We start from the raw sequence: 21,919 nt of genomic DNA, 5'->3' as shown, positions 1-21,919 counted from the left end.
GGAGGTAGGAGCTTGGTAAGAGGTCTTCTGGTTGGCTGTGCCCTTTGGATGGGGATTTTTTCGGCAGTAACGGCCATGGCGGCGCCTCCGGGGGACGCAAAGGAGGCTTCAGCCGAAAAGGGGAGCCAGGAAAAGCCCCTCCTCCCCCCGACCAAAACGGTGGTGACCAACCACCGCGCGAAGATCGCCGGCAAGGAGATCGCCTACCGGGCCACCGCCGGCACCCTTCCCGTGTTAAACGACAACGGCGAGACCGACGCCGAGATCTTCTACGTCGCCTACACCGCAGAGAAGCCCGAATCAGCCAAACGGCGCCCGCTGCTCTTCGTATTCAACGGAGGGCCGGGCGCCGCCTCCGTATGGCTCCACCTCGGGGCCATCGGGCCCCGCCGCGTCGTCATGCTCCCCGACGGCAACATGCCCGCCCCACCCTTCAAGATGGTGGACAACGACCAGAGCTGGCTCGACTTCGCCGACCTCGTCTTCGTCGATCCGGTGGGAACCGGCTACAGCAGGGCGGTGAAGCCGGACGGCGCCAAGAAGTACGCAGCCGTGCGCGCCGACATCGAGTCGCTCGGGCAGTTCGTCAGGCTCTACATGACCCGCAACCAGCGCTGGGGATCGCCGGTCTTCCTGGTCGGCGAGAGTTACGGGACCTTCCGCTGCGCGGGGCTCTCCGAGCGGCTGGTGGAGCACGGCCAGGCCCTCAACGGGATGATCCTCATCTCCACCGTGCTCAACATGCAGACCATCTCCTTCGACAACGGCAACGACCTCCCCTATGAGCTCTATCTCCCCAGCTACACGGCGACCGCCTGGTACCACGGGAAACTGGCTCCGGATCTCCAGAAGGACCTGGACGCCACGCTCGCCGCCGCCGAGCAGTGGGCCGGCGGGGAATACCTCTCCGCCCTCAACAAGGGGGACCGCCTCACACCAGAGGAGCGCCGTCGGGTGGTGGAGACCATGGCCCGCTTCACCGGGCTCTCCCCGGCCTTCATCGACAACAGGAACCTGAGGATCGACCAGCGGATCTTCGCCACCGAACTTTTGCGGGACCGCTCCCGCATCGTGGGGATCATGGACAGCCGGCTCACCGCCGACAACGTGGTGCCGGCCGCCCCGCACGGCTTCGATCCGACCATCACCACCATCCGGCCGCCGTTCACCGCCATGGTCAACAAGTACCTGGGCGAGGAACTCTCCTACCAGACCGACCTGGAGTACTTCAGCCTGGGAGGAGGAATCCCGCATTGGGACTGGGAGGCCAAGAACTCCTACGCCGACACGAGCGACAACCTGGCGAACACGATGGCGAAGAACCCGTACATGAAGGTGATGACCGCCTCCGGACTCTTCGACCTCGCCACCCCCCACATGGCCACCGCCTATACGATGTCTCACCTGGGCATCACCCCGGACCTCAAGAAGAACATCACCATGAAGCAGTACCGCTCCGGCCACATGATGTATCTCGAGCTGAATGCACTGGAACAGTTGAAGAAGGACGCCGCAGACTTTATCGGGAAGGCTCTGAAGTAAGCTTACCCCCCCCTGTCAAAGAGAATGCCGACGGTTCCCCCAAGACCTATAAGAAAGGGGATTAGGCTAAACCTGCCTAATCCCCTTTCTTTGCCTTTATAGGTACTCTTGCCTCGCGTCAGCGAGCTTGCCCGTACATTATCCGAATCGATGAGCTCATAGGCTCTGGGCGACAACCTCGGCGATGTCTTTCACCTGGGTGGTCACCCCGGTGAATTCCTTGATCCCGTCTTCGAACATGGTCATGCAGAACGGGCAGCTGACGCAGATGGTGGCGGGTTTCTGGTCCAGCGCCTCCTTCACGCGGCTGCGGTTGATCGCGGTCCCTTCATGCTCCTCCAGCCACATCCTCCCCCCACCGGCCCCGCAGCAGAAACCGTTCTCCTTGTTGCGGGGAAGCTCGTGGACGGCCTTCCCGGTCACCTGCCTGATCACCTCGCGCGGCGGCTCGTAGACCTCGTTGTGACGCCCGAGGTAACAGGAGTCGTGGAAGACAACCCGGCCGAGGTCCCCGCCCCCTTTTACTTCGACGCTGCCACGGTCGATCAGCCCCTTGATGAATTCGGTGTGGTGGATCACCTCCAGCTCCAACCCGTACTGGCGGTAGTCGTTTTTGAGCGTGTTGAAGCAGTGCGGGCACTGGGTGATGACCTTGGTGACGCCGCGGCTGCGGAGCTGGCTCACGTTCTCGTTGGCCATCGTCTCGAACAGGAACTCGTTACCGAGCCTGCGGACGCTCTCGCCGCAGCACTTCTCGTCCTTGCCGAGGATGCCGTAGGAGACCCCAGCCGCATCCAGCACCTTGGTGAGCGCTACCGTCACCTGCTTGTTGCGGGCATCGAAGGCGCCCGAGCAGCCGACGAAGAGGAGGTACTCGGTCTTTCCCGCCTCGAACGGCTTGAGGTCGAGCTGGGAGCACCACTTGCTCCGCTCGGAAGGGGCCATCCCCCAGGGATTTGAGCGCTGCTCCATGTTCTCGAAGAGGTTCAGGAGCTCCTCGGGGAAACGGGCCTCCATCTCCACCAGGTGCCGCCTGAGCTTGACGACCTTGGGAAGGTGCTCGATGAAGACCGGACAGGATTCCATACAGGACCCGCAGGAGGTGCAGCTCCAGAGGGCCGCCTCGCTCACCTTCCCCTCCCCTTTCCCGATCAGGGAGGCGGCGGAGTTGGCGGCCGCGGCATCAACTGGGGAAGGGAGGGCGCTGCCGTTACCGAGCAGGCTCTCCTTGATGGCGTGGATGAGCATCCGCGGATTGAGCTGCTTGCCGGTTGCCGCCGCGGGGCAGGAATTCTGGCACCTGCCGCACTCGGTGCAGGAGAAGGAGTCGAGGAGATCCTTCCAGCTCAAGCGGTCCACCGAACTGGCGCCGAACGACCTCCCCTCGGCAAACTCCTCACGCGGCTGGGAATTGACCTTGCCCAGCGAGCGGAGAAAGACGTTGGGAATGGCGGTCAGGATGTGCATGTGCTTGCTGTAGGGAAGGAAGTTCATGAAGGAAAGGAGCAGCACGGCGTGGACCCACCAGCTGACGGCTTTGATGACGGGAAGCTGGCCGGTGAGGGATGTGTGGTTGAGAAGGCTCGCCAGCAGCGAGGAAACCGGAGCGCAGAAGGAGGGGGACGCCTCTCCCATGGCGATCTCGGCCGCGTGGACGCCGAAATAGGCCACCATCAGCCCGGCGATCATGGTGAGGATGAAGAAGGCCTCGAAGGTGCGGGCCTCCTCGTAGGGGGGATTGAAGATTCTCCGCAGGAAAGCCAGGGAGACGGCGGCCAGGGTAGCGAGCGAACAGAGCTCAAATAAAAGCGACAGGGTCCCGTGCAGCGGTGGCGGAAGCAGCGTGAAATTGAGGCTCGGGAAGACGCCCGAGATCAGGAACTCGGCGTTGGCCAGGGTCAGCACCAGGAAGGCCCAGAAGATGACCCCGTGGTTGATGCCGAAGGGGCGCTTCATCACCCGCTTCTGGCCGAGGGCGTAGACCAGCACTTCATTCAGGCGGGTCATCGGATGGTCGAAGCGGTACTCACCGGTGCCGACCGACACCAGGGCGAGACGCCGATAACAGCTGAAGGCGAAGATTGCTAGTGAGGCTACCAGAATTCCGGCAAATAGTGTCTGTTGCATGGAAGGCTCCGTTTCGGCGCAAAAATATATGGTTTCCATTCTCCCCTCTCCCCTAAAGGGGCGAGGGTATATCTCCTCTCAAGGCGGGAGAGGGCGCAGTGGCGAGGGGCTTTACCGGGCCTCTTTCAGCTCCCGCAGGCGGCCGGTCAGCGCCGGGACCACCTGGAAGAGATCGCCGACGATGCCGTAGGTGGCCACCTCGAAAATGGGGGCCTCGCGGTCACGGTTGATGGCTATGATGACGTCGGAATCCTGCATCCCTACCAGGTGCTGGATCGCGCCGGAGATCCCGCAGGCGATGTAGATCTTCGGGCGCACCGTCTTCCCGGTCTGCCCGACCTGGCGGTCCTGGGGAAGCCATCCGGCGTCCACGGCGCTGCGGGAGCCTCCCACCACGCCCCCCAGGAGATCGGCCAATTCCTCAAGCATCCCGAAGTTTTCCTTGGCCATCATGCCGCGCCCGCCAGAGACGATGAATTCGGCACCGGCCACGTCCACCTTGTCCTTGCCACTCTTGTCGGTGATCACCTCCAGCACGCGGGTGAAGATGGAGGACTCGGAAATGGTGTAGCTCTCGGTGATGACCTTCCCGGTGGCGCCGGGACGGCGTTCGGGCATCGGCATGACGTGCGGCCGGACGGTGGCCATCTGGGGCCGGAAGCGGTCGCACATGATGGTGGCCATGATGTTCCCACCGAAGGCCGGACGGGTCTGCATCAGGTTCCGCTTGTCGTCGATGCCGAGCCCCGTGCAGTCGGCGGTGAGCCCGGTCTTCACGCGGGTCGCCACCGCACCCGCCAGGTCGCGCCCCATCCCGGTGGCGCCCATCAAGACGACCTCCGGCTTGTACTTCCCGATCAGGTAGCACATGGCGTCCAGGAACGGTTCCGTCCGGTACTGGCTGAAGACCCGGTCGTCGATCAGGCAGGCGCAGTCGGCGCCATAGCTGAAGGCCTCGGTGGCCAAGTGGCCGATCTTCTCCCCGATGACGATGGCGGTCAGCTCCACGCCGAGGGAATCCGCCAGCTCGCGCCCCACCCCGGTCAGCTCCCAGGAAACCCGGGCCGCCTCTCCGGAGTTCTGCTCGATGAAGACCCAGACCCCGCGGTAGGAATCGACCAGCTTGCGGCGGGCGAGCTCCTCCTCGTCGAGGTCCTCCTCCCCCTTGTTGGCGAGGGCGGCCAGAATCTCGAGCTCCTCCGGGGTGTAGAACATCTCCAGCGCGCCGGCGGGGCAGGCCTTGACGCACTTCACGCAGCCGATGCACTTCTCCACCAGGATGACCGGTTCGCCCGCCTCGCTCATCTCGACGCCGTCAACCGGGCAGGCGCTTTGGCAGCGGGCACCGCAGGCGACGCACCTGCCGGTCACCACCCTCGCCTTCCCGCGCGGCTTCTTTACTTTTTTCGGTTCAGTCATTGGTTCACCCTTTCCTTTTTAAACCGCCAGCAGATCCCCCTCGACGAGACGGTCCACCAGCATGAGCGCAGCCGAAACCGGGTCATTCATGCCGTCACCGATGATTTCCCCCTGAGCGCGTTGGGGAGAAAAGATGCGGCTTACCCAGGTGGGGGAGCCTTTGAGCCCCACCGAATTGACATCCAGCTTCAGTTCTTCGTTGCTCCACCTTTCGACTTCGGCCTTGGCGGAGGCAAGCCGCATGGGGACCGTCGGGTAGCGCGGACGGTTCAGTTCCCTCACCACGGTGATCATGGCCGGGAGCCTCGCTTCCACGATTTCGTAGCGCCCCTCGAGCTTGCGGCGAACGGTGATGGTCCTCGCCTCGGTATCGATCCGCTCGATCCGGTCCACCAGGGTCAACTGGGAGAAACCGAGCCGCACCGCGATCCCCGGCCCCACCTGGGCGGTATCACCGTCGATGGTCTGCTTGCCGCAAAAGACGATGCCGATCTCGTCGTCATCCATGAGTTTCCGGATGGCGGCCGAGATGACGTTACTGGTGGAGAGGGTGTCGGCGCCGCCGAAGACCCGGTCCGAGAGGAGGATGCTCCGGTCGACGCCCAATGCCAGAGCCTTCCGGAGGGCGGCCTCGGCGTTCGGGGGTCCCATGGAGAGGGCCACCGCCTTGAAACCATGGCTGTCCTTGAGCCTGAGGGTCTCCTCCAGGGCGTGGGTGTCGTAGGGGTTGATGATGAAGGGGATTCCCTCCCTGACCAGCGTGTTGGTCACCGGATCGATCTGAACCTGGGTGGTGTCCGGGACCTGCTTGATGCAGGCGACCACGATCATTGTTCGTTCCTCCCTTGCCTTTGTTGCCTTATTGTTGGCGGCATACCGGCTTACCGCCGTACCCGCTTACCTCATTACCCCATGCTTCCCATACTGGCCAGGCTGAAGACGTGCTGCGGGCGATATCCGGGCTCGATTCCCCGATACATCAGGAGGTTATCCCCGCAAACCTCGAATCCTCGTTGAGCGAGCAGAGCACCCGCCAACCGGTTCCCTGCCGGGACGTCGAGGAAGACCCGCTCCCCGGCGCCCGCCAGGGCGGTGTCCAAAAGCTCCTCCGCTTCGGCCCCGACCACTCCCCCCCAGGGACCCAGCTGCATGCCGCTTTTCCAGGACTGGCAGCAGACGAATCCGCCGGAGTTGGAAAAGACCTTGCCGCGCCCGCAGGTGGTCCGCAGCAGGGAGGCCCGGCGGTCGCCCCACCCTTCCCGGTCCATCTCCACCACCAGGTCGAGATCGGGAGCCTCGGCGCTTGCAGCGCTGCCCGGCCGCCCGCTCCCCACCCAGCGCTGGACCCTGTCCACCGTCACGAACCCGAGCCTCTTGTAGATGCTCGCCCCCTTTTCGGAGGCGGTGAGCCAGATCGTCTTGGTCCCGTTCTCCTGCAGGGCCTCGATGGCAAGCTCCATCAACGCCTTCCCGATGCCGCGCCGCCTGGCCTCCGGAAGCACCAGGAGGTTGCCGATCCAGCCGCTGTCGCCGTACCTCACCGAGGTCACGTACCCGAGGGCGTTCCCCGCCTCGCGGCGCACGTAACAGCCGGCGGGAAACTGCTCCAGCAGGAACTCGAATTCCCACCTTCCACAGATCCATCCTTCCTCGCGGGCCAGCCCCAGGAAGGGACCGATGTCGGTCTCGACGAACTGGTAGACCATAGGGGGCCTCCTATTGGTACAGGTGAAGTTCCTGCAGCGGCTGTTCCTGCGGAAGGGGAGCGGGCTTGGCGAGCTGCTGGTCCTGGCCGATCAGCCCCACCGCATCGGCCCGGCACTGTTTGCAGTGCTTGAACTGGCCGATGATCTGCTCGTTGGCGCTTCTCAACTCCTCCAGCTTCTCGGGGGTGGGAGGCGCGTGGTCGGCGAAATCGGCCTGCGGGATGAGCGGCATGAGGTTCATGACGAAGGCGCCAAGCTCCTTCACCTTGCGGGCGATGAGCGGGATTTCCTGGTCGTTCACGCCGGGGATGACCACCGTGTTGATCTTGATGGTGAATCCCGCTTCCGCCGCCTGGCGAAGCCCCTCGAGCTGGTTGGCGGCCAGGATGGCGGCCCCTTCCTCACCGCTGTAGCGCACGCCGCGGTAGTAGACGTGGGAATAGATCCGCGCCCCCACCCTGGGATCGAGGGCGTTGAGGGTCACGGTGAGGCTGTGGAGATCGATCGCCTTGAGATCCGCCATCCGGTCGGGAAGGAGCAGGCCGTTGGTGCTCAGGCACTTCATCAGCTCCGGGAACTCCTCCCCAACCAGCCGGAAGGATTCAAAGGTCTCTTCGTTGAAAAGAGGGTCGCCGGGGCCGGCGATGCCGATCACCTTGATGATCGGGCCGGTTATCGGGCTGGCCATCACCTCGCGCACCTTGACGATCGCCTCCTGCGGGGTGAGGAGCCGGCTGGTCACCCCCGGCCGGGACTCGTTCGCGCAGTCGTGGCGGCGGGTGCAGTAGCCGCACTTTATGTTGCACTTGGGCGCGACTGCCAGGTGCATCCTGCCGTTTTTCTGGTGGTTGCCGCCGAAGCATGGGTGTCCCTGAATCTTCTGCATCTGTTTGCAAGACGAAGCCATGGTGTTCCTCCTTTTGCTGCCGTGCGTTCGGGACCCAAAGAAAAAAGCCCGGCACAGATCTGCTCTGCGCCGGGCTTCGTTGCCTTTTACTTCAGATACCCCGTTGTACCGTTACGGCTCTCCCGAGCATTTTACGTGCCAGTGTGGCGTATACGGCCGGTGGCCCCGGAATTAGGGGAGTTTTGGCCGGTCCCGGACGTACCGTAAAAACCGAAGGCGGCATGAAAGCGCTGCTTCTCGTGGCGGTGAAGCGATTAATTTTTGGGCAGCGCCGTTGATATGGGGGTGGGGAGAAGGAGGTATCCGGCGGGAAGCGGCGGAAAAAGGGGAAGGCGGGGCAAGGCCACGATGAGCAATAGCCGGAGAGGGAACGACTGTGGAGCTACGCTGGGAGCAGACTTCCGGTCGGGGACGATTTCCTGAGCCCGGCGGCGAGGAGGATGGATGAGACGCCGAGCCAGGCTGTGATGATTAGACGGAGTGCTTATTGCATCTTCCGGCGGCATGCACAGCCTAGCCGCCAGAGAAGAGATCCTTTCCCGGGCCAGGGGCGCCTTCCTCGGTCTCGCTATGGGGGACGCCCTGGGGGCACCGGCAGAATTCCTGACCCGCCAGGAGATCAGGGACAAGTACGGCGTCCTCAACGAGATGGTGGGAGGAGGATGGCTCAGGCTCAAGCCGGGGCAGGTCACCGACGACACGGAGATGTCGCTTTGCCTCGCCCGGGCGGTTGCGGACCACGGGGGATGGAAACTTTCCGCGATCGCCGACAACCTGGCCAACTGGCTGAAGTCGAAACCGATCGACGTGGGCGACACCTGCCGCCGGGGGATCCGGAACTACCTCCTGAAGGGTACCCTGGAAACGCCCCCCAACGAATGGGACGGCGGCAACGGCGCCGCCATGAGGATGCTCCCGGTGGCGCTCTGCACCCTGTCCGACCAGGAGCTGCTGGAGCGCTGCACCATCGAACAGGCCCACCTGACCCACAACCAGCCGCTCTCGGACGCCGCCTGCCTGGCGGTCGGCAAACTCCTCCAGATGGCGCTGACCGGAAAGTCCCTCCTTCAGCTCCGCAGGGAGGTCGATCTTTTAATCTCCCGCTTCCCCAACTTCACCTTCGATCCCTACAAAGGGCTCGCCACCGGCTACGTGGTGGACACCATGCAGACCGTCTTCCACTGTTTCTTCCGGGCGCGCTCCTTCGAATCGTGCGTGGTCGAGACGGTCAATCAGGGTGGGGACGCCGATACCACCGGCGCCATCGCGGGAGCCTTGGCGGGAGCCTACTTCGGAGAAGAATACCTTCCCGCTCGCTGGCTGAAAAAGATGGACAAGAAGCTCGTGGCCGAGCTGAGGGATCTGGCCGACCGGCTGGTAAAACTGTCCCCCCTCTTCGGTCCCTAACGAACCGTAGGGTGGGCACCCCGTGCCCACGCGGTCCTATGGCCATCTCCAGGGGCGGCCCTTAAACCGTGCAGAGCAGCCGCTTCACCCGGTACTCCCCGCCTATCACCAGACACTCCCCCTCCCCCTTCAGGATCGAATTCGGCAACAGGTGATCGAAAAAGAAGATCTTGGAGAGCGGCACCTGCGTTTCCCAGACGATGAACCCGAACTCCCAGGCGCGCTCCTGGTCGGTGGTGAACGAATTGAGGTTGTTGAGCCTCACGATCTCCTCCCGCTTGGAGAGGACCTCCAGCACGTCGTGTTCGCTCCGCTCGAAGGTGCCGCGGTAGAGGGTGAGGTGTCTTTGGCCCGGGTAGCGCTTGGCCAACTCGTACTGGCAGTATTCGTAGAGCAGATCGAGCTGCGAATTGATGGCGGAGGTGCGCGCGCTCCCCTTGGTCCGGTCGACGGCGTACTGGAGATACTCCTCGTCGTGGATGCCGCCGATCCGTGTCCGGTGAAAGGTCGGCGCAAGTCCCATCCGGCTCTCCACCCACCCCTTCAGGACCGCCCCCTCCGGGGAGTTGGAGTCCATCATCCACCCGCGCAGGAAACGGAGGTAGCTGTTCTTCAGGCTCTTTCTGGCGGTGTCGGTCCCCTGCTCCTGCCACTGGTGGAGCTGGAACTTCACCGACATGTAGTCGTTGAAAATTGAGCCTCGTTCGTCAACGGAGGCGATGGTATCGAGCTTGTCGAAGAGGAAACGGTTGGCGGCCCGCACGCCCTGAATCTCGAGGGGCTGCGGATTGTCATTGAAGTGCCGGGAGGCGATTACCCAGGGGGGAAGATTACAGTGATTGAACGATGTCTGCATAACTCGGTCGACGGCCTCCAATAACACCGGCGCCGTTGACGGTGATGCAGGCTCAGATGTAAATCAAGTTACGGGTTAAGTCAAGTTATAGCTGGCTAAGGTATTCTCTCAGCAAAGAAGCTCTCCCTCCCTTGATTTTAGGAGACCGCGCAACTATATTACCGGCAGAACCCAGGAGCCTTCCATGACCATGAAATCGACGCCGGCTGCCGGTGAGAGAGTACACGTGCCCCGATGAGAAGATCACCCGGAGCACCCCACCGCCGCTACCGGCTCGGCTACCTGCTGCGACGCCCGGAGACGGAGTCGTGCGAGCACGGTGCCGGCCTCCCGCCGGAGGAAGTGCCGTCGCCCCCCTCCCCTTCCATCCCCGCGCCGGTGCCGGATTTCTCCGTCCCCGCCCAGGAGGAGTGGGTGGAGATCGCCCCCAACCAGGTCGACCGCTTCATAAGGGGTGCAATCCCGTCGAAGCGGGCTCATCTCTGGTCGCTGGTCCTGGAATCGCGCTACATAACCTGCCGGGTCGAGCAGGGTGAGGGGGGCTTTTACCTCCTGGTGCCCGCCTCGAAGCAGCGCCAGGCGGTCGCCGAACTGAAGTCGTATGTCGACGAGAACAGGAACTGGCCCCCGACGCCACCGGCGGTCCGTCCCCTGATCGAGAACGCCCTCCCCGCCCTTTCGGTGCTGTTGCTTTTGGCCATCTTCTACAACATCACCCTTTTGCCGGTGACCATTGCGGGTAAGGAGCCGGACTGGGTGGAGATCGGCAAGGCGCAGGCCGGGGCGATCATGGACGGCGAATGGTGGCGGGTGGTCACCGCCCTCACCCTCCACGCCGACTGGGTACACCTTTTCAGCAACATCGGCATCGGAAGCGTCTTCATCATCTTTCTCTGCGGAGACCTGGGATCGGGGCTCGCCTGGACCCTCATCCTATCCAGCGGGGTGCTCGGGAACCTCGCGAACGCCTACTTCCAGCTCAGGGGGCACAGCTCGGTCGGCTTTTCCACCTCGGTTTTCGGCGCGGTCGGCCTGCTCGGCGCCCTCGCCGTGGCCCGCTACCGGCACCACGTCAGAAAGCGGTGGCTGGCTCCGGCCGCGGCCGCACTGGCGCTGCTCGTGCTCCTGGGAAGCGAGGGAAAGCAGACCGACCTCGGCGCCCACCTCTTCGGGTTCGGGTTCGGCTTCCTGCTCGGGCTGGCGGTCGAGCCGCTGGTCGCACGCTACGGGCGCCCGGGTCCACGCCTGAACCTCTTCCTGTCGGTCGCCTGCGCAGCCCTCGTGGTCGGCGCGTGGTGCGCGGCCATCCTGCTCGCTGACTGAAACGACGAGGGGCAGGTCCGATCTTCCGGCCTGCCCCTCGCCATCTCCTGACTTGCCGGCGGCACTCACCGCCACGCCCGATTACCTGCCGTGGCCCTCATGCTCGCCTCGCCCTTCTCCGTGCCCATGGCCGCCACGCTCGCCATGTTCGCGCCCTCCGGGCCCGCCGCCATGCTCACCGCGGAATTCACCGCGCGGCGGCCCGCCACGATGCTCCCTCGCCTCCCCGGGATGTCCGCCGCGATGTTCCTTGCGCCACTGACCGTAAGGGATGTGCCGCTCGTGCATGTAAACCCGCCGGTAGTCCCGAGGAACACCGTAAACGGGACCGGGCACTCCCCGCCGCGACACAACGCGCCAGGGGCCGTTATAGGCGCGGGCCCGGTACCAGCGGTCGCCGCGGGGGGACCACCAGTAGCCGTTGTAGAAGAAGATATCGAATTCGACACCGGGGACGAAGTAGACACCGGTACTCGGCATCATGACCACCTCCGGCGGCTGCGCCACCACGATCGGAGGTGGACCCAGATTCACGTTCACGCTTACCTCAGCGGCGGCCAGCGATGCACTACCGGCTGTCAGCAGGGCCGCAACTAAACCAGTTTCCGCGATCCTCGTAAAAGCTCCTCTCATTGGTACCTCCACTTCTCGGACACTCTCCGGACCCGGTGTGAAAACGGGACGATGCCGGCCGGGAGATGATACCCGATCCCTTGGTATCTCCTCTTATAATGAATCACATAGTTCCCGATTAGCAAATTCTGCGGCAAGGCATCGGACCGCGGATAAGGGCACTTCACCCTCCCTTCAAGGGGTGGGTTGGGGTGAGGATGGGGTCCCGGACTGTTGCTACAGAAACGGCAGCGGCTTCCCTGTCCTGAACGCGAGCGCCTGGCAGACGGCGATCAACTCCCCCTGCTGGTCGCGGACCTTGATGTCATAGGTCGCGGTCCGCTTGGTGCCGCTCACCTCGACCGCCTCAGCCCGCAGCCGAGCGCCTGTTTCCGGGCTGGCTACGTAATTCACGTTGACGCTCATGGCCACCGTCGTGCTCCCGACCGTCTGGCACGCGGTCTGGAACGCCTCGTCGATGAGGGCAAAGATGGCGCCGCCGTGCATCCGCGCAAAGAGGTTGTCCATCACCTTCGGGTCGTAATCCATCTCGACCACCGAACGCCCCTCCTCCAGTTCGACCAGCTCCATCTTCAAGGCCCGCGCGAAGGGCTCGTTCTCCACCCCCCTAAAGATCGCTTTCACCAATTCATTATCCATCGCATCCTCCATGCCCTTCCGGTTAAACACCAGAAGCCGGCTTGACTATTAGTTTTTTCAAATTAGACTTTCGTATCGAAAACAACCCCTTACCTACCCACTAAATCCCCCGTCAATGAGGGGGGGGGAGACTGGCTCCTTCTCAGAAGGTGTCCGCCCCCTTCGACCGACGCGAAAAGTACCAAGCCGTCTAACACGGCCGCGCCCTTCCTCCCATCCTCAAAGAGGTGGAGGACGATCGATGTGCCGACACCATAACGTGCGTCAAATCGGGAACAGCGGAGGTATCAGCATGAAGACCGACCTCAAGATCAAGATGAAACTGTTCATCGGCTTTGGCATCATCATAGCGGCCTCGGCAGTTGTAGCACTTACAGCTTTTTATGCAATATCTTCGTTGAACACCAACCTGGTGACCCTGCTCGACACCCGCATCCCCCAGATAAAGGGGGTTGGGCAGATAAGTCTCAACATCGCCAACAGCGCCCTGCACATGGACGAGGCGGTGCTGGCGGACGCACCGGACGTGGTCCGCACAGAGCTCAGCGCCATGGGTGCCAACAAGAAGAGCGGCACCGAGACCCTGGACATGCTGAAGGCTACCCTGACGACGGACAAGGAGAAGGCCCTCCTGCAGAATGTCACCGACCGGCGGGCGTCGTACTTCGCGGTGCGCGACAAGATCATCGGGTATCTGAACGATGGGAGGAAGGCGGAGGCCCAGCGGACGCTCGCCGATGTGAAGCCGCTACGGACCGCATACCAGGCAGCGCTGGGTGATTTGCAGACCTACATCCAGGAAAAGGCCAAGGTGGACGGAAACGCCACCATGAGCGGCGTAAAAAGGGCGCGGCTGATGATCGTGGCGCTGGTGATAACCTCCATGGCGGTGGCCGGGATGGTGGCATTTTGGATCGTCAACAGCATCACCAAGCCCCTCTACACCGCGGTAGCCACCGCCGACCGGATCGCGGAGCGCGACCTCACCGTGGAAGTGACCGGCATCGACCAAACCGAAACCGGCCAGCTCATGGCGGCCATGAACAACATGGTGCAGAACCTGAGGGACATCGTCTCCCAGACTACCGACATATCCCAAAGCATCGCCACCTCGTCGAGCCACCTCCACGCGACCTCCGAGGAGATCGCCAACGGTGCCGAGCAGGTCGCCCTCCAGACCCAGACGGTGGCCACCGCCAGCGAGGAGATGTCGGCCACTTCCAACGACATCGCGGCGAACTGCCACGAGGCGGCCAGGAATTCTCAGCAGGCGAGCAACGCGGCGGAGGCGGGAGCCCAGGTCGTCTCCCAGACCGTGGAAATCATGAACCGCATCGCGGACCGGGTGAACGCCACCTCCCGGACGGTGGAAAGCCTCGGCGAGCGCTCCGACCAGATCGGCGCCATCGTGGGGACCATCGAGGACATCGCCGATCAGACCAACCTGCTGGCCTTGAACGCCGCCATCGAGGCGGCCCGGGCCGGCGAACAGGGACGCGGCTTTGCCGTGGTGGCCGACGAGGTGCGGGCCCTGGCGGAGCGGACCACCAAGGCGACCCGGGAGATCAGCGAGATGATCAAGGCCATCCAGGCCGAGACGAAGGGAGCGGTCTCGGCGATGGAGGAAGGGGTGCGGGAGGTCAAACAGGGAACCGAGGAGGCTGCCAAATCGGGGAACGCCCTCCAGGAGATCCTCGACCAGATCAACGCGGTGAGCATGCAGGTGAACCAGATCGCCACCGCTGCCGAGGAGCAGACCGCCACCATCAGCGAGATTACCGGCAACATCACCAGGATCTCGGACGTCGTCCAACGCACCGCCCAAGGCTCCCAGGACTCCTCCGTGGCCGCCGCCCAACTGGCCAGCCTCTCCGACAACCTGAGCACCCTCGTCACCCAGTTCAAGTTAAGCTGACGCCTCCATAACCGGCCCGGCCCCTCCTCCCACGCAGGGAGGGGCCGGAGCCTCCCCCCCTTTTCGCTCCAGCCAACGAGCTCCCTACCTTCTTGACTCTGTGCATACAGTGTGCATAATGATTATGAACTACGAATGGGATCCCGATAAAGCGGCACGGAACCACCTAAAGCACGGGGTGAGATTCGCCGATGCAGTTGGGGTCTTTGATGACGAACGTGCCATTACCATTGAAGACCGGGACCATGCCGAATATCGTTATGTCACCATTGGACTCGATTTCACCCTCAACCTCCTGGTAGTCGTATACACGTGGCGGAGGGAAGAGACCATCCGGATAATATCCGCTCGCAAGGCGAATTTCAGGGAGAGGAAATTCTATGAAAAAGAATTATGACTTCAGTAACGGTTCCCGTGGCTCAGTGGTTCCCACCGACACCACCAAGACCCGGATCACCATTCGCATAGATAACGACATCCTCGAGTGGTTTCGGGCAAAGGTGAACGAGCAAGGAGGAGGCAACTACCAGACAATGATCAACCAAGCCCTTCGCAGCTGCATTCAGGAAAAACCTCTCAGGGAACTGATCCAGGAAGCAGTCCGCGAGGAACTCTCCCATTTAAAGCCTGTGGTATAAAAGCCGCTTTGTGGCCTCTGCCTGTTGCTTGCCAGCTGATACGCCATTTATCTTTTGTAAAGCCGCCGTCGCTGCCTGATATTCGATAAAGTCGTAGATGGAGGTCTCCAGGCAGCGTTTAAAATATGCTTCCGCCCCCTTGGTGTCCCCCTTCCCGATACGCTCCTCCCCAAGATAGTAGTACGCCTCGCACAGGTGCTCCCGTATCTCGCGGTCGTTCTTCCCTTTATGAGCCTCCTCCAGTACCGATTTTTCCGTCAATCCGTCCATCCCGAGATAGTACCTGCAGATTGTCCTGACAAACATATCGGACGGATGGGAAGACACATGGATCCGTAACTCCTCCAGCTGACCGCTTACCCGTTCCTTCGACACGGTACGAAGTGTCAGCAACAACCAGAGGCGAGGATAGTCGTCATTGGGATCGAGCCGGATGGCATCGACATAATCGGAGATGGCCAGGTCGTAGTTTCCGGTCAGGCGGTAGGCATAACCACGGCTGGCGTAGTTGGCGGCTTGCTGCGGGGCCAAGTCGATGGCCTTGGAATAATCGGAGATGGCCCGCAGGTAGTCGCCTTTGATTCCATAGGTATAGCCGCGGTTGTGGTACGCGGCGTAAAGCTTCTGGTCCAGTTCCGTGGCCCTGGTATAGTCGGCGATTGCTCGGTCCCACTCAGTCTTCGTCTTATAGGAATTGCCGCGGCTATAGTAGGCGGTAGCCAGCTTGGGATCGAGCTCGATGGCCTTGTTGAAATCGGCGATCGCACGGTCGTTGTCGCCTTTGTTCGAGTAGGCAACGCCGCGGTTGTGAAAGGTAACCGCGTCGCACTGGCCAAGTTCGATGGCTTTTGTGTAGTCCGCGATAGCAAGATCGTCTGCGTTTTTCTCCGAATAGGCGTCACCGCGGTTCCGGTAGGCGCTGGCAAGCTTCCGGTCAGACTGGATGGCCCTGGTAAAATCGGCGATGGCCAGTTCAATCTCGCCTTTGGACTTGTAGGCAAAGCCACGGTTGTTGTAGGCACAGCAATGGTTGGGTTCCAACTCGATGACCTTGGTGTAGTCGGCTATGGCGTGGTCGAACTCTTCTTTGCTCAAATAGTGGTTACCGCGGTTGTAATAGGCGCTGGCATAGTTCGGTTCCAACTCGATCGCCTTGGTATAGTCGACAATCGCTCGGTCGTACTCCTCCTTGATGCCATAGGTATTGCCGCGGTTGAAGTAGCCATTAACAAGCTTCGGGTCCAGTTCGATGGCCTTGGAATAGTCGGCGATGGCGCGGTCAAGTTCGCCCTTGTCGACGTAAGCGACCCCGCGATTGAAGTAGGCTTCAACAAAAGTCCCGTCCGATTCAATTGCCTTGTTGAACTCGACTATGGCCCGGTCCGGGTCGCCTTTTTCGCTAAAGATGACACCCTGGCAGTTGAACACCGTTGCCGCTTTTCTTTGCCGGCATGCCTGGGACCGAACGTCACCAGAACATACCTCACCGGTCGCCACTTTAGCCCTCAACTCGCACGGACTTTCGACGCGAGAGCTGGTACTGCATGAAGTGCACAAAAATAACCACCCGAACGCGACGACCCATTTTTCAACCATGCGCTCCCCTTTTATGCGATTCCAGCAAGGCTTCATTTCCGGCCGGTAATGTCCCAATTACGGACCTCACTGGGTTCTGGCGACATGCTACACCTTCCCTCACCTGGCCTTCGGCCGCCCTCTCCCCCAAGGGGGCGAGGGATTAAGAACCGTTTCTATCACAGGCGGTGCCTGGGCAAACAGACGAAGACCATTGTCATTGGAAGAATAAGGCGAGAGATTTTAAATTAGCGGGGACTATATAGAGAGAACTGCCTATTGTCAAAGGTGATTCGTGGAGGTGTAACCTTGGGGAGGGATCGGGGCCGGTCACGAGGTCCAAAGGCCTCGGTGACCGGCTTCACGGATTGGGAGAGTCCTGCCGGAACGGGGCTACCGATACATCAGCCCGAGCTTGGACATGACGTTGTAGAGGCCGTCCTTGGAGACCGGTTTGACGAGATAGGCGGAGGACTGGGCGTTGCAGAAGGAGTCTATCGCCTCGTTGGTGGAGTTGAGACCGGTGAGCATCACGATGTCGACCCGCTTCTCGACGTTGCGCTCCTTCTCGAGTGCCCGTATCGCCTTGGCCGCGTCGTGTCCGCTCATCCCCGGCATCATGATGTCCATGAAGATCACGTCATACGGGTCACTCGCGTCGAGGGCGGCGCGAACCTTGTCAATCGCGTCGTCCCCACTCCCCGCCTGATGACAATCTCCCATCGAACGAAGCAGAGTAGCAACGAACTCCCTGCAGAAAATCTCGTCATCCACTATCAGACACTTCATAATCTGTCTCCTGGTTTGATCGGCCAAAGTTCCTGCTGGTGAGGGACGGACACGCCTGTTCCCTCCGCCAGCCAGTTCCCCTCAAATACTTTCGGTGCTCAAGAAGGGAAGCAATTCGTCCAGCACCGTTTCCTCACCATTGTCGTTGAGCTGCTCCCGAAGTGCCACGAACTGCTCCAGGTTGGCCATAAAGAGATCGTGCAGCCTTGGTTCGAAGAAACTCCCCCGTCCATCGTTCAGGATGGCGACCACCTTTTCCAGCGGGAAGGCCTTCTTGTACGGTCGCTCGGAAAGAAGGGCGTCGAAGACGTCGACCAGCATGACGACCCTGCCGAAGATATGGATCTGCTCCCCCGCAAGGCCGTTGGGGTACCCGGTCCCGTCCCACTTCTCGTGGTGCTGGAGCGCGATGACATGCCCGGCGGCGATGACCGGATACCGCTCGGCATGGGACAGGATCTTTGCCCCGATCACGGTGTGCAGTTGCATGAGCCGCATCTCGTCCGGGTCAAGCTTTCCCGGCTTCAGGAGGATCCGGTCGGGGATGCCGATCTTTCCCACGTCGTGCAGCGGTGAGGAGTACCTCAGTACCTCGCAGGCCTTTTCGGAGAGCCCCGCCAACTTTCCGAGCACCGCCGAGAATTCGGAGATCCTTCGGGTGTGCTGACCGGTTTCAACATCCCGGAATTCGGCCGCCCGTCCCAGGCGGATGGAGACCTCGTATTCGGTCCGCTTGGAGAAATCCAAGGCCTTCCGGAGATCCGCCGTCTTCTTGATCACCTGCTCCTCGAGGGCGTTGTTCATCCCGAGGGAGATGTCCATCAACTTCTTGCTGCGCAGATGGTTGCGAACCCGGAGCTTCAGCTCGTCGGGATTGTACGGCTTGGTCAAAAAGTCGTTGGCTCCCAGGGAAAGCGCGCTCAGCACCTCGCTTCGATCGGCGGTAACCACGATAACCGGGATGTCCCGGTAGCGGTCGTCGCGTTTCAGCCGGGACAGGAGCTCGTAACCGTTCATCACCGGCATCTCGAGATCGACCAGGATGGTGTCGGTGTCCTGGTGCTCTCCAAGCAGCTCGAGCGCCTCCTGGCCATTGGACGCTTTCAGGAAGGTGGCCTCCAGGTCGCCAAGCATCACTTCCAGCATGTCCAGGTTCATCGGCACATCGTCCACCGCCATGATCTTGACAGTGTCGATCATGCCCCACCCCACTCGGCATCCAGGCAATGTCTGAAGGCGGCCAACTCCTTGACCACCCCGGCCAGGAGGTCCCCCTGGTGCGAGAGGTCTCCCTTGCGCGCCGAAAGCTCAAGCCGGGTTGCCACCGAGGAAAGCCGCTCCGCACCCACGGTTGCCGCAATCCCGCCGATGGTGTGGGAAAGGAAGATGATTTCCACTACGTTTTCCTGTTGTACCGCTCGATCGAGAGCGGCCACATGCTTCGCCAGACTCGTCACGGAGAGAGTGAGCATATCTCCGATGGCATCTTCCGCCCCGTCCAACCGGAGGAGGAAGAGCTCGCGGTTGAAGACCTGACCGTCCGCGGCGGCGGCGGCTCGAAACATCATGTGTCCTCCCCTGCCAGTCCCACCAAGGCCACAGATATGCCCGGCGGTGCGATTCAGAGCACTGAGCACGGGGGCCAGCCATGGGGCAGCCGTTGTGGACCTGGTAGTCATATCGGCAGAGCTGGTTCCGCCTTTAGCTCATTAGCGTCGTAAAGTTACGAATTTAAGGTAACCGCCGTAAATGAGAGACCATGGTGAGGAAAGCGGAAGGGGGCAAAGCGGGGCGGGTGGCCATGGGGGACGTTGGAAAGGCAGGGGGCCGCGTGGCCCCCTGATATCGGGAGATCAGACGATGATCCGGACGGGGTTTTCCAGAATCGATTTGAACCGGACCAGGAACTCGGCGACGTAAGCGCCATCGACCAGCCGGTGGTCCGCACAGATCGTCACCTTCATCACCTTCGCACAGGCGGGAGCGCCGGCGCGCACGATTACGGTGTCGGCCACGGCGCCGACAGCCATCACCCCCGAGTGGGTGGGATAGATCACCGCGGTGAAGTCGCTCACCCCGTACATGCCGAGATTGGAGACGGCAAAAGTCCCGCCGCTCATTTCCTGTTCGCTGAGAGCTCCCGAGCGGGCCTTTTCGGCAAGTTTGCGGCCGGTCTCGGAGATCTCCTTCAGGGAAAGGTTCTGGCATCCCGGAATCACCGGAATGAGGACGCCATCCTGCACGCCGACGGCGACGCCGATGTTGATGTCGCCATGAGCATGGATGCCGTCCTCCCCGAAGGTGGCGTTCAGGAGCCGGAAATCCTGCAGGGCGAGGGCCACCGCCTTTACGATGAGATCGTTGATGGTGACCGGGATACCGGTCTGCTTCAACTGGTGCCGCAACGACTCGGCCTCGTCCATCAGGATCTCCATGGTGACCGTGAAGTGGGGGATGGAATTCCACGACTGGGTGACGGTCTTGGCGATTGCCGCGCGCAGCCTCGGGAGCGGCTGGGTTCCTTCCTCCAGTGCAGGGCGAGGTACCGGCTGGCCGGTGGGTGGCGGCTGGGCGCCCGACTGCCCGGCAGGCTGTGGCTGCTGCTGGGTCTGGGCATCGTAGAGATCCTGCAAAAGGATCCGCCCATCGGGACCGCTCCCTCTCACTGCGGCCAGTTCGATCCCCAGCTCACGGGCGCGTCGCCTGACTACCGGAGCAGCCTTCTCGCGGCTCTCTCCAGACTGTGGGGAGGGCGCCGGCTTCTGGCCCCCTTCGTTAGGTTGAGCCGGTCGGGCGGCAGCAGGTTGGTGCACCGGTCCGGCCGAAGGTTTGGGAGCCCCGGCGTGTTCCCCACCTTGTTCGGGCCCACCTTCCGCCGGCGGTTGAGGGGCGATGCCCGGTTCCTCGGCATTCTCGAGGATGTGCCCTATCGGGGCCTCGGTGGGCTTCCCCACTTCCGCGGGAGCCGCGCCCTTCCCCTTCTCGGCACGCCCTTTCTCCACTTCGGCAGGAGGAGCAGGTTTCCTTTCGCCCTCCTTGGCGCCCTCTTCCGCCCCCTCACTGGCAGACTCTTTCCCGCCTTCCTTGGCAGCCGACGGTGCCTGAGCCTCGTCACCAGCAGGAGCCCCGCCACCGGCAGCCGCGCCTTTCTCCTCCGGCTTTCCGATCACCGCGATGACGGTACCGACCGCGACCAGGTCGCCGGGGTGGGCCTTGAGTTCCAAAAGAGTACCGGCGGTGAATGCCTCGAGTTCCATATTGGCCTTGTCGGTCTCGACCTCGGCCAGGACTTCACCGCGCTTGACGGTGTCCCCCACCCTTTTTCTCCAGGCAACCAACCTCCCTTCCGTCATGGTGTCGGAAAGTTTTGGCATGACGATGTCGTTCATGGCGGCTCCCTTAGTACGATTCTTTGAGAAGATCGCGAACTCCCTGGGCGATACCGTCCGCCTGCGGGATGCAGATTTTTTCGATCTTGCGCGAGTATGGCATGGGGACGTCGAGGCCGGAGATCCGCTTGACCGGGGCGAGCAGCGTGTCGAAGCAGGCTTCGTAGATCCGGGCGGCGAGGTCCCCGCCCAGGCCGGCGGCGCGCCAGCATTCCTCGACCACCACCGCCCTACCCGTTTTCCTCACCGAGGCTAGCACGGTATCCATGTCCAAGGGACTCAACGTCCTTAAGTCCACCACCTCGCAGGAGATCTCTTCCTTCTGGAGCTCCCCGGCCGCCTGCAGGGCGAGGATCGCCATCCGCCCGTAGCCGACGATGGTCACCTGGCTTCCTCCCCGCGTGACTGCCGCCTTCCCGAAGGGGACGACGAAGTCCGGATCGTCAGGGACCTCCCCCTTGCTGTTGTAGAGGAGCTCGTGCTCGAGGAACACCACCGGGTTATCGTCACGGATGGAGCTTTTCAGGAGCCCCTTGGCATCCGCCGGGGTTGCCGGGTAGGCGATCAGCATCCCGGGGCAATGCATGAAATAACTCTCCAGGCTCTGCGAATGCTGTGCTCCCAGCTGGCTCCCCCCTCCCCCGGGCATCCGGATCACCATGGGGAGGGAGACCTGTCCGCCGAACATGTAGCGGATCTTCGCCATGTGGTTCACGATCTGGTCCATGGCCAAGAGGGCGAAGTTGACCGTCATCAGCTCGGCGACCGGCCGCATACCTCCCATGGCCGCCCCGACCGCCACCCCCACGATGGTGTTTTCGGAGATGGGGCTGTCCCTCACCCGCTCCTCGCCGAACTCGGCCAGCAGCCCCCGGGTGACCTTGAAGGCTCCCTCGTAGAGGGCGACGTCCTCCCCATAGGTGACCACGGTCGGGTCCCTCCGCATCTCCTCCTTGAGTGCCACGTTGATGGCATCGCGATACGTCATCTCGGACATAACGGTCTCCAGTCTGGGCCAACGTAAAACGGACCCGGGGGCCCGTTCACTTTCATT

Annotated in this window: 20 protein-coding genes; 6 read left to right on the top strand and 14 right to left on the bottom strand. The window is 62.2% G+C overall.

The window, feature by feature from the left end; all coding sequences use genetic code 11:
- The first annotated feature begins 12 nt into the window (after positions 1-12).
- Positions 13-1,542, top strand: coding sequence for a S10 family peptidase (locus tag ACYVL5_RS03565; RefSeq protein ID WP_460594181.1), 1,530 nt, complete (start codon positions 13-15; stop codon positions 1,540-1,542).
- A 156-nt stretch (positions 1,543-1,698) separates the two neighbouring features.
- On the opposite strand, the gene ACYVL5_RS03560 is transcribed toward ACYVL5_RS03565, so the two are convergent.
- The 5 genes from ACYVL5_RS03560 to ACYVL5_RS03540 form a co-directional block, all read right to left on the bottom strand.
- Entirely contained in the window at positions 1,699-3,669 is a 1,971-nt protein-coding gene (locus tag ACYVL5_RS03560) for a (Fe-S)-binding protein (RefSeq protein ID WP_460594180.1), read from the bottom strand.
- Between the two features lie 111 nt (positions 3,670-3,780).
- Entirely contained in the window at positions 3,781-5,088 is a 1,308-nt protein-coding gene (locus tag ACYVL5_RS03555; RefSeq protein WP_460594179.1) for an FAD-binding protein, read from the bottom strand.
- 18 nt (positions 5,089-5,106) lie between these two features.
- Positions 5,107-5,919, bottom strand: a complete 813-nt coding sequence (locus ACYVL5_RS03550; protein ID WP_460594178.1) for an electron transfer flavoprotein subunit beta/FixA family protein — start codon at positions 5,917-5,919, stop codon at positions 5,107-5,109.
- 74 nt (positions 5,920-5,993) lie between these two features.
- Positions 5,994-6,794, bottom strand: coding sequence for a GNAT family N-acetyltransferase (locus tag ACYVL5_RS03545; RefSeq protein ID WP_460594177.1), 801 nt, complete (start codon positions 6,792-6,794; stop codon positions 5,994-5,996).
- A 10-nt stretch (positions 6,795-6,804) separates the two neighbouring features.
- Entirely contained in the window at positions 6,805-7,701 is an 897-nt protein-coding gene (locus ACYVL5_RS03540) for a radical SAM protein (protein WP_460594176.1), read from the bottom strand.
- Positions 7,702-8,205: 504 nt separating this feature from the next.
- On the opposite strand from ACYVL5_RS03540, the gene draG reads away from it, so the two are divergent.
- On the top strand, positions 8,206-9,108 hold the full coding sequence (draG, locus tag ACYVL5_RS03535; protein ID WP_460594298.1) for an ADP-ribosyl-[dinitrogen reductase] hydrolase: 903 nt from the start codon (positions 8,206-8,208) through the stop codon (positions 9,106-9,108).
- Between the two features lie 61 nt (positions 9,109-9,169).
- Here the strand turns inward: draG and ACYVL5_RS03530 are convergent, their stop codons facing one another.
- Positions 9,170-9,964: an NAD(+)--dinitrogen-reductase ADP-D-ribosyltransferase gene (locus ACYVL5_RS03530; RefSeq protein ID WP_460594175.1), complete on the bottom strand. Its 795-nt coding sequence runs from the start codon at positions 9,962-9,964 to the stop codon at positions 9,170-9,172.
- 234 nt (positions 9,965-10,198) lie between these two features.
- Between ACYVL5_RS03530 and ACYVL5_RS03525 the strand changes: the two genes are divergently transcribed.
- Entirely contained in the window at positions 10,199-11,287 is a 1,089-nt protein-coding gene (locus ACYVL5_RS03525; protein ID WP_460594174.1) for a rhomboid family intramembrane serine protease, read from the top strand.
- Positions 11,288-11,368: 81 nt separating this feature from the next.
- Here ACYVL5_RS03525 and ACYVL5_RS03520 read toward each other — a convergent pair whose 3' ends face one another.
- Together ACYVL5_RS03520 and ACYVL5_RS03515 are read right to left on the bottom strand one after the other, a co-directional pair.
- Positions 11,369-11,827, bottom strand: coding sequence for a hypothetical protein (locus tag ACYVL5_RS03520; RefSeq protein ID WP_460594173.1), 459 nt, complete (start codon positions 11,825-11,827; stop codon positions 11,369-11,371).
- A gap of 309 nt (positions 11,828-12,136) precedes the next feature.
- Positions 12,137-12,559, bottom strand: coding sequence for a PaaI family thioesterase (locus tag ACYVL5_RS03515; RefSeq protein WP_460594172.1), 423 nt, complete (start codon positions 12,557-12,559; stop codon positions 12,137-12,139).
- A gap of 292 nt (positions 12,560-12,851) precedes the next feature.
- Here ACYVL5_RS03515 and ACYVL5_RS03510 point away from each other — a divergent pair, with 292 nt between their 5' ends.
- From ACYVL5_RS03510 to ACYVL5_RS03500, 3 genes are all read left to right on the top strand, one after another.
- A complete protein-coding gene (locus ACYVL5_RS03510) occupies positions 12,852-14,474 on the top strand; it encodes a methyl-accepting chemotaxis protein (RefSeq protein WP_460594171.1) in 1,623 nt (540 codons plus the stop codon).
- A 118-nt stretch (positions 14,475-14,592) separates the two neighbouring features.
- Positions 14,593-14,871: a BrnT family toxin gene (locus tag ACYVL5_RS03505; RefSeq protein WP_460594170.1), complete on the top strand. Its 279-nt coding sequence runs from the start codon at positions 14,593-14,595 to the stop codon at positions 14,869-14,871.
- Positions 14,855-15,112: a BrnA antitoxin family protein gene (locus ACYVL5_RS03500; protein WP_460594169.1), complete on the top strand. Its 258-nt coding sequence runs from the start codon at positions 14,855-14,857 to the stop codon at positions 15,110-15,112. The genes ACYVL5_RS03505 and ACYVL5_RS03500 overlap by 17 nt, the downstream gene beginning before the upstream one ends.
- On the opposite strand, the gene ACYVL5_RS03495 is transcribed toward ACYVL5_RS03500, so the two are convergent.
- From ACYVL5_RS03495 to ACYVL5_RS03470, 6 genes are all read right to left on the bottom strand, one after another.
- Positions 15,095-16,708 carry a tetratricopeptide repeat protein gene (locus ACYVL5_RS03495; protein WP_460594168.1) on the bottom strand — a complete coding sequence of 538 codons (1,614 nt, stop codon included), beginning with the start codon at positions 16,706-16,708 and terminating at the stop codon, positions 15,095-15,097. The genes ACYVL5_RS03500 and ACYVL5_RS03495 overlap by 18 nt on opposite strands.
- Positions 16,709-17,080: 372 nt before the next feature.
- Positions 17,081-17,476 carry a response regulator gene (locus tag ACYVL5_RS03490; RefSeq protein WP_460594167.1) on the bottom strand — a complete coding sequence of 132 codons (396 nt, stop codon included), beginning with the start codon at positions 17,474-17,476 and terminating at the stop codon, positions 17,081-17,083.
- An 81-nt stretch (positions 17,477-17,557) separates the two neighbouring features.
- The gene (locus ACYVL5_RS03485; protein WP_460594166.1) at positions 17,558-18,676 is read right to left on the bottom strand and encodes an HD domain-containing phosphohydrolase; all 1,119 of its coding nucleotides are present in this window, start codon (positions 18,674-18,676) and stop codon (positions 17,558-17,560) included.
- Positions 18,673-19,044, bottom strand: coding sequence for an Hpt domain-containing protein (locus tag ACYVL5_RS03480; RefSeq protein ID WP_460594165.1), 372 nt, complete (start codon positions 19,042-19,044; stop codon positions 18,673-18,675). Before ACYVL5_RS03480 ends, ACYVL5_RS03485 begins: the two co-directional genes overlap by 4 nt.
- A 285-nt stretch (positions 19,045-19,329) precedes the next feature.
- Positions 19,330-20,865: a dihydrolipoamide acetyltransferase family protein gene (locus ACYVL5_RS03475; protein ID WP_460594164.1), complete on the bottom strand. Its 1,536-nt coding sequence runs from the start codon at positions 20,863-20,865 to the stop codon at positions 19,330-19,332.
- 10 nt (positions 20,866-20,875) lie between these two features.
- Positions 20,876-21,862 (bottom strand): alpha-ketoacid dehydrogenase subunit beta, encoded by a 987-nt coding sequence (locus tag ACYVL5_RS03470; protein WP_460594163.1) that lies wholly within the window; start codon positions 21,860-21,862, stop codon positions 20,876-20,878.
- Positions 21,863-21,919: the final 57 nt, after the last annotated feature.

The sequence above is a fragment of the Geomonas sp. Red276 genome, assembly GCF_054784495.1.
Note: the sequence above shows the minus strand (reverse complement) of the source record. Positions and strands in the feature narration are given on the sequence as shown.